We start from the raw sequence: 12267 nt of genomic DNA, 5'->3' as shown, positions 1-12267 counted from the left end.
GTCTTGCCCAGGATTATGCTTTCAGCTACCGTGGAATCGTTGTTTAAATTCCATCGGGGTTACCTGGGTTTTCTTTTTAAAAAATTTGTTGAATGACTGCGAATGTTCAAAGCCCAGCCCGTAAGCAATTTCACTGACTGTTAAGTCCGTGGTGGAAAGCTTTTCCATTGCTTTGTCAATTACCTTCTGATGGATAAGTTGCTGTGTATTTTGTCCTGTCAGCATTTTGAGCAGGCTACGCAGGTAGGTAGGCGATATGTGCAGTTGATCCGAAATGTACTGAACAGCAGGCAATCCTTTGCTGATCAGTTCATCGTCGTTAAAATAATCATCAAGTAATTTTTCCAGTTGCTCCAATACCTGGTGATTAGCCTTGTTCCTGGTAATAAACTGCCGCCGGTAAAAGCGGTCGGAGTAGTTCAGCAGGGTTTCGATCTGTGATATGATGATATGCTGGCTGAACTGATCAATATTAGAATGATATTCCTGGCGAATGTTTTCAATGATGTGTTGAAACTTCAACTCTTCGGCTTCTGAGAGCAGCAAAGCTTCATGCAAGCCGAAGAATTCATACTTTTTGATAGTCGTTGCCAGTGGCGTGTTCCAAAGAAAATCAGGATGGATCATCAACATCCAGCCAGACAGCTTTGGAATTTCCTCCGCCGTTTCAATTCTTAAAACCTGGCGGGGCGCCATAAAAAACATGACGCCTTCCTGGAAGTCGTAGTCCTGCTGCCCATACCGGTACCGGTGATTCATTCCCCGTTTTACAGAAATGGAGTAAAAATCCAATACCAGGCTTTCCATTCCCTTTTCAAATTTCGTTTCTACCTCATCAAGATTAATCACACTGATCAGCGGATGCCTGGGTTTGGGTAATCCGCGCAACGCATGAAATTCGGATATTGTTTTGATGCTGACAGGTGTAGTCATGTCTGTTAATATAAATAACAGGCGGACGATGCCGCCTGTCTGTAAATTTACCTGTTTTATTTATTTAGCGGGAAATATACATTCCCCATCAGATCTTCCGGCAATGTGGATTGGATGGGAGTCCAGTCCAACGCATCTTTGGTGGCTTCGCTGGACGCGAGGCAATTGAATCCGGCAAAATGTGTAAACCAGGTAAAGTGTGCAGCGGCTTCATCCGGGTTAAGTGAAACTACCGGGAGGCCCAGCTTTTCACCTATTACCGTTGCAATGGTTTTAAAGGGGATGCCCTGCTCTGCCACGGCATGATAACGGGTACCACCGGCGGCATTTTTTTCCAGTGCAAGCCGATACAACCGGGCTGCATCCAGTCGATGTACTGCCGGCCATACGTTGGCGCCGCCATTGATCATGGCTGATTTGCCTTTCTCTTTGGCGATACCGGTCAAGATGGCAATAAAACCATAGTTATCACCTTCCCCATGTACGATCGGGAGCCTCACCACCGAAGCCCTGACACCTTTTGCGGTGATGCTGTTTACCGCCTTTTCTGTGGCTATGCGGGGATGTCCCTCATTGTTAATGCGGTCCTGCTCGAGGATAATGCAATCCTTAACAACAAGGCCGACGCCCGACGTGATAACAAAAGGACGTGCTGTTCCGGCCAGCACTTCACCAATGGTTTCGATCGCTTTTTCATCGATCCCGCACATCTCGCGGAATCGTGTAAAATCATGAATAAACCCCAGATGGATCACTCCATCGGCATTGGCGGCGCCTGTTTTCAGGCTTTCTGTGTCGGTTAGGTCGCCACGATGCGCGGCGGCGCCGAGTGCGATCAATTTTTTAGCGGCTTCTTCCGAGCGGGCCAGGCCCGTTACCTGGTGGCCTGCTGCCAGTAATTCTTTCACAACGGCAGTACCAACGAACCCCGTAGCTCCTGTTACAAATACTTTCATCCTATGCTGTTTTTGTATCACAAAGTTGACCACAAATCCGCTGCTTGCTGTAGCCGGAACGCCTGTTGTTGTAGCCAAAAAAAAGAGGACAGCATTATATTTTTATTTTCCGGCTTTTTTTGGTAATTTTTGTATGCTATCTGACCATACAGGTAGCCCCCAAAAGCAAGTATGTAATTTTTAAAATGGCGTTGCCATAACATTGTACCCCTACTTTGTTAACACTCAAATGCAGCATGGAGGCTGCCATAACATTATGCAACTCATCGTAACAGTAAAAAAACTCAACAAGCGAACCCGTGTTCCTGACAACCTTACAGAAAAAAACAGCATTGCAGGCACCGTATTACAGGGTTTTAAATTTGAAGGAGAAGAGGTGAAAGGCATCCATGATCCTGCGCTGGGTAAATGGTACAAAGACCAGCATGGTTACTACTACTGGGGCGGCGGCCTTCATATACTGAAACAAAATCCTCCGCCTCCCGGCACTGTACACATCGATCATTTGCCCGCCAATCTTCCGGCCGATTATGTGCTGGGAGCTGATCTGTCCCACTATAATGCAAAACCCGACTGGGAGGCCATCCGGCAGGCAGGGGTCAGCTTTGTTTATCTTAAAATATCGGAAGGCGTAGGCACGCCGGATCAGAAGGCAAAAGAACATGCCGATAATGCCATTGCCCACGGTCTTAAAACCGGCTACTATCATTTCTGCCGACCTGATACCCGGAACGGTGGCAGTCTTCAAAGCGATGCCACCGCGGAGGCCAATGCGGCCGTTGCTATCATGCAGCAACTGCCTGCTACGGAAATGCCCATTGTGCTGGACCTGGAAGATCAGACCAGCTGGGATACACCGCTCAGCAAAAACGATTACCAGGCCTGGATAACAATATTTATTCAGCAGGTGATCGATGCTACCGGCATTGCCCCCATCATCTACAGCCGCAAGGAATACCTCGACCGCAAATTACCCAAAGAGCATACGCTGGGGAAATATCCGCTGTGGCTGGCCAATTATTCGGTTACGGATGCCAATAAACTAAAATGCCCTGTAGGCTGGGATGACTGGAGTATCTGGCAGTTTACCGGGAAAGCGAAAGTTGGCGGCAATGCCGCGCTGGATTTAAATATATTAAAAGATCTGGAGGTGATTAACTTATAATAAACAAGCTAATAAAAAAACAAGGGGCTGCAGATCAGCCCCTTCTATTATTACGTGATCAAAAGAGCATCTTCCACGATGCTATGGGCATCAGGTATAGGGTCATTTTTTAAATTGCTTCTTTACAATATCGAGGTACAGCTCCCCATAGCTCAATGCCGGCTCCAGCTGCATATCTTCCTGCCAGTTGTTAAACGAGTCGATCATGATCAGTCTCGTTTTACCACTCGCATTTTTCTTGGCTACATTACAAAGCTGTTTGAATAACGCGCCACTGTCGGAACGCGGATAATTCGGATTGGTACTGGTTGGATTTGTAATGAGCCAGTTATATGCAGGTGTGATATTCGGGATATAATCCGCTCCAAAATTTTGCGCAAAATATTCCTTTGAATATTTCCAGTTCTGATCTATTGCCTGCGGTAATACATACCAGCGATCCCAGTTGTTGGGCTGCGAACTGAACGACTGGTGATATACAGCATCCACACAACCCTGGAAACGGATCTGGTAGCGGGCAGGCGGCGTCCAGCGATCCTGCATACCTACTATATATGCCTGTATGCCAAGTGCACCCAGGCGGCTTCTCAGCGTATCATAAATCGCCTTATTGTTATCAGAATAGAGCACCTGCGCATTCTGAATGTATATCATAGGCTTACCATCTACTTTCATGTAGCCCGGATCTTTCAGATAAGGTACTACCCTGTTGAAGTCCTGGAAAAACTGCTCCAGCTTTACTTTATCTTTTTCCAGCGGGTTGGTGGCGCTCAGGCCATAGGAACCGGTGGAGAAATTATACATCATAGCAAATTTCATTTTGCCTTCACCGTTATTATCGATAAAAGTCCTGATCACTGTGGAATCCGACTTAAAATTATTGGCGTCCCTGTTGGGCGAGCGAAATGAAAAAACAAAATAGTCGAGACCTCCTTTCACACCAAAATTGATATGCTGCGACATCACGCCGGCAGTGAGCTTACCGTTTGGATAACTGTATTTACCCGCCACCGGTTCTTCCTTGACAGCCGCATTCCAACCGCCAAAGCTGTAGTAAAATGCACCTACCACATAATCCTGTGTAACAGGTATTTCCTCAATTTTATAATTCAGGATACTATCATCCACAGAAGGGCCTGTCATATCTTTCTTACATGCATACAACGACAGGCACAGCGCAGCAGCAAAAAGTATATTGAAACGTTTCATGATTACATTATTTTATGGACGATAAGTCTGACTGATAGTGTATTTGAAGCCATTAGCTTCCGCGGCTGCCTGCAACGACTGGATGCTGGTACCATACCATTTCCGCAGAAAAGCATAATCGTACGTTGCATTGGCGTTACTCCAATCCGGTATTTCGCGATGTTTTGCAAAGTGCAGCTCCTGGTAGATATCGTAATCGTCGATACGCGCGGTACCTAATGCTTCCAATGCACCCTGGTATCCTGCAGGATTAAGGTTCACCACTGAAACAGGATAGGAAGCCCTGCCCGGTACATCGGAGTAAGTGGGATTAGGCGAATAGGTAGCGTTTCCACCGGGATTGGTATGAGGCGGCAGGTTAAATACCCATGTTCTCCGTTCCAGGCACCAGCAGTCGAAGCCGCCATCGGGGAAGTAATTCAGCCAGCGCTGTGTCCATATTTTATAATTATCATCCTGCGGGATGTCGGTATTCACAAGACCCAGGTAGTTATTAAATCCTTTCCCTTTTGTTCCCCACTTAATACCATCTCTCGCCTTATAAGCATCCCGCAAAGCGCTGTTGATACCCCAGTAAGCAAAGTTGGCATCGATGCCTGCATAGTAATATTGCTCCGGCGACATGGCGCCACCATAGCCCAGTTTGGCCGCTTCAGCTTTCAGGAAAAGTGCTTCTCCATAAGATAGCATGATGAATGGCCTGTTGGGTTGATAGATCACCGGGTTGGCATTTGAATAGCTTTTGATATCAGCACTACCCACCACATCGGCCAGGCCTGCGAGGTTAGTCCAGCCGGCTAACTTAGTACCCGCCTTTGGTTGTCCCAGGTAGGGAACAGGGTAACTTACTACCCGGAGCGAATCGTCCAGGTCACTGGTCAGCGTATCCGTTAGCAACAGTCGGTTGGCCAGTGGCACCGTATCATAATATACGGATAACCTGGGATCACTATAGGATCTGAAAAGTGTGAGCATATATTCACTCAGCTTGGGCGCCTGCCCTGTTGCTGTTGGATTGTAGGGGAAGTAGCCATTACCTTTGATATACTTAACGAAATAAGGGTTTTCGTTGCCGTTCACATTTTCAAAATTCATCTTCGCCGTTTCCGTTTCACTCGCGATAGTACTGGTTTCTGCGCTCATCACATCCCTGATATGATCGGTGGCTACTGTTCCCATATTTTTCATACACTGGAGTGCAATCTTTAACCGCAGGGTATTTGCAAACTTTGCCCAGTTCTGGAGGTTGCCGTTGTAAATTACATCATAGGCCATTTTATCGCCACCAAGTTTTATTTTGCCGGCAGCATCTTTTAAGGTAGACAGCACATAACTGTACACGGAATCCTCATTGTCGAATTTAATGGCGGAGAGATGTTCCGGATCATTGGCCTGTGTTAAGGGCACCGGGCCATAGTTACCGGCAAGGATGGAATAGGCATAGGCCTTAAGTATCCGGGCAATCTGTACCCTGTTGTTAAAGGCCGAATCTTTTCCGTAGTTCAGCTCTGCCTGTTGCAGGTTACCCAGCACTCCCTGGTACATGGTTTGCCACAAACCCGCGTCAGTTACGTCATACCTGTTGGCCTGCTGGCACAGCAAATGACCCAGGTCCCAGTATTTGCTGGTATTGTAATTCGCCATCTGCGTATTCAGGTTTTTCACTGCTGCAAGGATGCCTGCTTCCGGCGAGGCTTTTGTAAACTGTGTGGGATCTGTGTTCAGGTTGGTGAAATCCCTGGTACAACTCCAGCACATCATCACGATAAAAGAAAATATAATTGCTGCTTTCATGTTGCTCATTTAAAAAGTTACTTTCAGGTCAAATCCATAAATCGCGTAAGGGAAAGACCCCCCGGACTCAATACCCTGTGCATTGCCGGTGGTATTGGCCGCTTCCGGATCAATGCCCTGTGGCGTATGTTTAAATAGTGTCCAAAGGTTTCTGCCTACAAACGCAAGACGGGTGGTTTTAAAAGGAGTACCTGTTAAGATCCGCGTGGGAATGGAATAGCCAAATATCAGCTCACTCAGTTTAATATTACTGGCGTTGTAAGTGATAGCCGGTGTGTTATTGAGCACCATATCAGAATTGTAGGTGGTAGGATTCATCCAGATACTGCTTTTTACACCGGGCTGCATACGGCCATCTTTGTCAAGAATATATTTACCTGTTTTATCCACCAGGGGGAAATATGCATCCGGATACCGGGCTCCTTTTGGCCGGCCGGCATCTGCATAAGGTGTGGTGCCGGTGCTGATGGCCTGCCCGTTGCCCATACGCTCCTGGTCATTTTCGCCCAGTATCACATTGCTCATCAGGAATTCATCGCGGCCATATAAACTGGCCACGGTATTTCCGGCGAAGTTGGCGCGACCATACGAAGCGGAGTAAATAACTCCACCCCATTTTACGGTGAAGAGAAACGACAGATCAAAGTTGCCATACTTAAAATTAGCGCCCAGTGATCCTATCCAGTCGGGATGGAAATTACCCAGCAGCACGTTCGGATCTGCGATGGTTCTGCCATTGGAAGGATTAACCAGTAAAGTATCGTGGCTCCGGTAAGGTGCATTGCCTGTTAGCTGGCCATAAGGCTGGCCTACAATGGCATTTACGGTAGCCCCCAGGTTGGTGCCCAATGCCAGTTTGTCGATACCCGGCGCCAGCGAAAGCACGGTATTACGGTTCATTGACCAGTTGGCCAGCACATTCCATCTTAATTTTTTCGACTGGATGGCTACTGCGTTCACAGAAACCTCTACTCCCCTGTTTCGCATTTCACCGGCATTCATCACACGGGTGGAGAATCCTGTTTCCACGGGTATCTGGGCCTTGATGATCTGGTTAGTCGTGTTGGATTGATACACGTTAGTGGTTAACTGGAGACGGCTTTTAAAGAAGGCCAGTTCCAGCCCCGCTTCACGGGAAAATGTTTTTTCCGGCATTAGTGCACCATTGTTCAACTGGTTGCCGTTGCCGTAGTTGAGATATGGGTTGCCCTGGAACAAGCCACCATAGGCGTATGTAGTGACCAGCGATTGCGGTGGTGCTGCATTACCCACCTGGGCAACAGATGCTCTCAGCTTACCATAATTCAGTACACTGTTTTCCGGCAGGAAATTGGAAAACACAAAACTGCCGCTCAGGGATGGATAGAAAAATGAACTGTTGGCAACCGGTAAAGTAGATGACCAGTCGTTACGACCTGTTATATCTAAAAACAGGAAGTCCCTGAATCCGAGCGTGGCATTACCATAAATCGATTGCACATTTGAACGCACCTTTGTTTCAAACGCGAAAGGAAATGCGTTGCTGTTTTGTATGCTGGGCATATCATGTACCAGCAGCGAGGATACATTCGCTCCCCTGTTGAGGTTATTGGTGGTAGTATACTCAGCCCCCACGTTAGCAGAGAGCGTAAAGGATTTGCCCAGCTTATTATTATACATGAACATACCCTGGTAATCCCACATCTGGTTGTTCTGCGAAGCGTTGGAATAGTATCCCAGCGGCGTTTTCAGGCCACCCAGTTCCTTATACTGGTAAAAACCGGAGACAGCGATATCGGTTGATGCCTGTAAGCGGAAGCTCAGATGATTACTCAGTTTAGCCGTTGCCGTGATACCGCCCAGGATCCTGTTGCGGGTATCTTCGTTCTGATTTTCATACAACATCCATAGCGGGTTTTCGGTATTGTTTACCGAACCATAGGTAACGGAATTGCCGTTGGCATCTGCCCACGGGGAAAGCGCATTTATATTTAAACTGCGGGGCATGTATACGTAAGCCGCCATCGGGCTGGACGGATCCAGGTTGCGGTAGGTACGGTTCTTTGTGCCCTGGTTGGTATACGTTATCCTGGTGTCGATGCTGAAGATGCTGCCCAGTTTACGGCTGGCGGAGAGGGCCACGTTGTGCCGCTTGATAATATTCTGGTTTTTCAGTACATCGTCGCTGTTGGTGAAAGTGTAAGACAAGCGGAAAGCCGAAACCGCATCGGCCTTGCTGATAGAAATACCAGAGGCGTTGGTTACACTGGTTTTATAGAAGGAGGTAATGTTGCCTGGTTGAGGTGAGTAGCCGCCCGCTACCGGCTTTCCGTTGAAGTCGTTATACGGTTGCCCCAGCATAGGCATACCCCACGACGAACCATTGGTACCCATACGCACGGCGCCGGTACCTGCTACAATGTTGTTCCCATTTCCTACCAGGAACCCATTGCCACCTTCTCCGTATACATTCTGGTAAGCCGGAAATTCTGTGATGGTATTAAATAAAGTATTTTGATTAATAGCGATGCCCAGGTTGGAATCTTCTATCTTTCCTTTTTTGGTCACTACCAGGATGGCGCCATTCGCCGCCCTGGAGCCATATAAAGCAGCAGCATTAGGTCCCTGTAAAACGGTGATCGACTCCACATCATCAGGGTTCAGATCGGCGGCGCCATTACCAAAGTCCAGCCGGTCGCCTGCGTTCTCGCCCATATCGTTGTTGATGGGCACCCCGTCTACCACCCAAAGTGGCTGGTTGTTCTGGGTCATGGAGTTTTCCCCGCGGATCACCACACGGCTGGAAGATCCGGGTTGCCCGGTGGTGGTTACCTGCAGACCCGCTACTTTACCGGCCAACCCGTTAACGATGTTCAGGTCTCTTGCTCCGTAAGGTTTTCGGGGTTCACCGACTGAGCGGCATAACCGATAGATTTCTTTTGCCGGTTCAATCCAAGCGCGCCGGCAATGACCACATTTTTTAAATTGATGGCCGATGTTTTTAGCAGGAACTGTACGGCGGTTCTCCCGTTAAGGGTAATTTCCTGGCTTTCGTAGCCGGTCATGCTGGCCCGTAAAATAGTTTTTTGCGGATCAGTTACATACATCGCAAAGGTACCGTCTTCCGTGGTGGCCACTCCATTGTGGGTACCTTTTACCAGGATGCTTACTCCAGGCAAAGGGTTGTTTTTGTCATCAGTAGCTCTCCCCTTGATAAGGGTTCGCTGTGCCATTGCCTGCGAAAAACAGAGCAAGAGCAAGACTGGCAAGCAGAATCTCATAATTAATTGATTGATAATTAACGGTTAAAAAATAAACGGGGAATCGTGGAATTTTTATGCAAAACAATGATCTACACGCTAATGAATCCATTAACGATCGCATTAATGCGCTATTAATCCCGGTATTTTTTTTAGAAAAGACGAAAAAAGGTCATCAGGCGATGATTTCCTGGAAGCTTATCGCAAATGCTTCGCCATACATGTGACGGTAATCTTTTGAAAATTTTTCATAAACTGTATGGGCCAACGACAACTTACCCAGTTGGATAAGATGCTTACATTTTATACGAAGCGCCTCTTCATGGATAGGGTCAAAAACAAAAACAGCATTGGCGATGGCAACATAGGTTTCTGGTCCTGCTGATACAGGCAGGTGATTTACTTCCATTAATAATACATCCAGCGCTTTGGAAGAGATGTCCGACTTGATGTCTTCCAGCCAGGAATATTCGGTGCGGTACAGGAAAGTACCTTCGTTTACAATTTTCAGTAATGCGGTCAGGCGGTGATTTCCCGGCGTGCCGTTTTTTACGAGCCGGCTGAAGTCGGCCAGGTCAATCCACAGCAAGGCGGGATCATATTGCAATTTCCAACGGCCTTCTTCCCGCTGGATGATCCCGGTACCCAGTTTTTCGAGAACACCTTTTAGTTTCGCCATGTTCACCGAGCGGTTATTCCGCGCGTCTCTTTCAGACTTATCATGCCAGAGCAGTTCATATAATTTTTCTGAAGAGATGCCTTTGCCGGTCCATTCGGTATGAATCACGATCAACAGGAACATCTCTCTCAGCAAGGGAGAAAATAAATGGGTCAGCGAATTTTGATCCTTATCCAGTACCTGGAACTCACCAAACAACAGTAATGCTGCCTTATTATCCGGGAGTTCCGGCTCTGCCGCGGTTATTGTTTCCGGCACTTCCTGCAATGGCGCCGGATCCTGCGCCGGAATGGGCACGGAGGGCGGCGTTATTGCTGCCGCAACTGGTACGGGCATCGTTGCTGTTACCGGTTGCCGCCTGCGCATCAATGCATATGCTGCGCCGGCCACCACCACTATCGCGGCCATGATCCACCACCACTTCCTACCTGTTCCCGGTTTGCTGCCGTCCGGCAGCAAGGCCAGTTGCCCTGGTGGAAATGCCAGTGAATAAATCCTGATACCGGTAGATTTATCGCGCTCTATGAGTTGTGTAACTGCAATTAACTGGTTGGTGCGGGGACAATAGAACAGGTCGGCCGACGAACGGTTATCGAGAAAAGCATACGGAATAGTATCGCCGGCCAGCTGATATTCAGGCCGGAGCAAAGATCCCTTGATCAGCTGCAACCGTGATTGGAAGCGGTCGTTCGGAAACATCAGCGCATAGTAACTGTGGTCCGTTGTATCAATAACCATGGAGGAAGCAAATACAAATGGCTCTGCGGGCTCCGGTAAAGCAAAGCGCTTTTGTATGCGCTTATTTTTCACATCGAACTGCAACAGGTCGTAGTAGTATTTAGGATTCAGCATCTGCTCTCCCGTTTCGCTGCCATAACCTCCAAGTATATACGCCGTGTCGCCATCGTGTGAAGTGCCGAGTGCAGAAAGATATCTTGGCTTGTAGTCCGCTTGCTGCACGGGAATATTCTCCCAGCTGCGATTGTCGAAGGACCAGCGCTGCACCCCGTTTTTATAGGTAAGCTGTCCATAGCCGCCAAGGACATACAGGGCATTCTCTCTTGTATTGATGAACTTATTGGTTTGCCAATACTGTGTGATATCTACCGAGTCAAAGGGCTTATCCCAGTTGCGGGCGCCGGGTATATAGGCCGACAGCTCCCGCTGATCAATATGTATACTATATAAGGTACGGCTGCCGGGATGCCAGATCGACTGGAAGCCGGCCGACAGGTACACCGGCCGTATCAGTGCTTCGGACCGCAGTCCCCGGTCGCGCAGGAGAAAATGATAGATGCTGTCGACACTCACGATATGTATTTCTTCTTCCGAAGGATCAAAAGTATAACTGCCATTACCTTTTACCGTAAACGCCTGTAACAGCTGCCATTGCTGGTGCAGCGGCGTACCCCATACCGGATTATTGACGGTGGCTTGTCTGCCGTGGAGACTATCTGCCGCGCTTTTTCCGGACAATTCATTCAGCGGCCAATATGCAAATAATTTCTTCCCCCGGAATAATGCCACGTCCTTTAACTGCATGGGCGGCACGTCGGTGGTTTTGAAATGCTGAAGTTGACAGGCGCCAAAAAATATCCGGAAGCATTGATCCTGTAACGTTATTTTTTTACGGCCCTGCTGCTTTCCATTCACCGTCAGCGACAACATCTGCTGGTCATCATATTGAAGAGAGCAGGTATTCCAGCGATGATACAACAAAGCGCTATCCAGCTGAAAATCGAGATTGGCAAATACATCACCAAAAACAATATTGAATTTCCTGTCTTTGTGATTATATATCAGGTCTATATGTTCATTATGCTGATTGATCAACCGCACCAGGTAGCCATAGTATACACTACGGTCCGGGAAGAAAGTAAAATTAAAAGAGAGTCCGAAGCTGCCCTCCAGGCAAAGTGGTTCACTGCCATTGAGGACGAGGGAGGTCCTTTTCTCCTGCACCTGCTCAAAGGAGGAGAAAACCAGACCTTGCGATCTGACAGGTAAACAATTGCCTGCAAAAAAAAATATCACTGCCCCGAAAACGATAAGGGCTTTATGTGAGCAAATATTCATGGTGGAACACTAACGGGATACGCTTATTCTGGTTGTTAAGGGCTTCAAGGTAATAAAAGATTACCTGTTTTCCGAAAACCGTTCCCGTCAATAATAAAAAAAGCAAGGGGGCGTCTCAAAACTTATGAGGCGCTCCCTTTACAGTTTTATGTGGTTATACCAGCCCAGACGGTACATCATATTCAAATGATAATCTTTAGATCAATTTGATATTTT

Annotated in this window: 8 protein-coding genes; 1 reads left to right on the top strand and 7 read right to left on the bottom strand. The window is 47.7% G+C overall.

The window, feature by feature from the left end:
* Window positions 1-21: 21 nt before the first annotated feature.
* Window positions 22-933: a helix-turn-helix domain-containing protein gene (locus KE626_RS33330; protein WP_211977421.1), complete on the bottom strand. Its 912-nt coding sequence runs from the start codon at window positions 931-933 to the stop codon at window positions 22-24.
* 56 nt (window positions 934-989) lie between these two features.
* Window positions 990-1889 carry an SDR family oxidoreductase gene (locus tag KE626_RS33325; protein WP_211977420.1) on the bottom strand — a complete coding sequence of 300 codons (900 nt, stop codon included), beginning with the start codon at window positions 1887-1889 and terminating at the stop codon, window positions 990-992.
* Window positions 1890-2145: 256 nt separating this feature from the next.
* Between KE626_RS33325 and KE626_RS33320 the strand changes: the two genes are divergently transcribed.
* Window positions 2146-3054 (top strand): glycoside hydrolase family 25 protein, encoded by a 909-nt coding sequence (locus KE626_RS33320; RefSeq protein WP_211977419.1) that lies wholly within the window; start codon window positions 2146-2148, stop codon window positions 3052-3054.
* Between the two features lie 102 nt (window positions 3055-3156).
* On the opposite strand, the gene KE626_RS33315 is transcribed toward KE626_RS33320, so the two are convergent.
* The 5 genes from KE626_RS33315 to KE626_RS33295 all read right to left on the bottom strand — a co-directional run bounded on the left by KE626_RS33315 (window position 3157) and on the right by KE626_RS33295 (window position 12051).
* Window positions 3157-4263 (bottom strand): glycoside hydrolase family 99-like domain-containing protein, encoded by a 1107-nt coding sequence (locus tag KE626_RS33315; protein ID WP_211977418.1) that lies wholly within the window; start codon window positions 4261-4263, stop codon window positions 3157-3159.
* 12 nt (window positions 4264-4275) lie between these two features.
* Complete coding sequence (locus KE626_RS33310) at window positions 4276-6057, bottom strand: SusD/RagB family nutrient-binding outer membrane lipoprotein (protein ID WP_211977417.1); 1782 nt, start codon at window positions 6055-6057, stop codon at window positions 4276-4278.
* Window positions 6058-6066: 9 nt separating this feature from the next.
* Window positions 6067-8907 (bottom strand): SusC/RagA family TonB-linked outer membrane protein, encoded by a 2841-nt coding sequence (locus tag KE626_RS33305; protein ID WP_346344516.1) that lies wholly within the window; start codon window positions 8905-8907, stop codon window positions 6067-6069.
* A 2-nt stretch (window positions 8908-8909) separates the two neighbouring features.
* Window positions 8910-9269 (bottom strand): carboxypeptidase-like regulatory domain-containing protein, encoded by a 360-nt coding sequence (locus tag KE626_RS33300; protein ID WP_211977415.1) that lies wholly within the window; start codon window positions 9267-9269, stop codon window positions 8910-8912.
* A 202-nt stretch (window positions 9270-9471) separates the two neighbouring features.
* Window positions 9472-12051 carry a tRNA wybutosine-synthesizing protein 4 beta-propeller domain-containing protein gene (locus KE626_RS33295; RefSeq protein WP_211977414.1) on the bottom strand — a complete coding sequence of 860 codons (2580 nt, stop codon included), beginning with the start codon at window positions 12049-12051 and terminating at the stop codon, window positions 9472-9474.
* Window positions 12052-12267 lie beyond the last annotated feature (216 nt).

The sequence above is a fragment of the Chitinophaga hostae genome (assembly GCF_018224885.1).
Classification (GTDB): Bacteria; Bacteroidota; Bacteroidia; order Chitinophagales; family Chitinophagaceae; genus Chitinophaga; species Chitinophaga hostae.
Note: the sequence above shows the minus strand (reverse complement) of the source record. Positions and strands in the feature narration are given on the sequence as shown.

Bases quoted from the DNA above. Each gene is read 5' to 3' on its own strand.
- KE626_RS33330 (WP_211977421.1), bottom strand. From the start codon at position 933: ATGACTACACCTGTCAGCATCAAAACAATATCCGAATTTCATGCGTTG.
- KE626_RS33325 (WP_211977420.1), bottom strand. From the start codon at position 1,889: ATGAAAGTATTTGTAACAGGAGCTACGGGGTTCGTTGGTACTGCCGTT.
- KE626_RS33320 (WP_211977419.1), top strand. From the start codon at position 2,146: ATGCAACTCATCGTAACAGTAAAAAAACTCAACAAGCGAACCCGTGTT.
- KE626_RS33315 (WP_211977418.1), bottom strand. From the start codon at position 4,263: ATGAAACGTTTCAATATACTTTTTGCTGCTGCGCTGTGCCTGTCGTTG.
- KE626_RS33310 (WP_211977417.1), bottom strand. From the start codon at position 6,057: ATGAAAGCAGCAATTATATTTTCTTTTATCGTGATGATGTGCTGGAGT.
- KE626_RS33300 (WP_211977415.1), bottom strand. From the start codon at position 9,269: ATGGCACAGCGAACCCTTATCAAGGGGAGAGCTACTGATGACAAAAAC.
- KE626_RS33295 (WP_211977414.1), bottom strand. From the start codon at position 12,051: ATGAATATTTGCTCACATAAAGCCCTTATCGTTTTCGGGGCAGTGATA.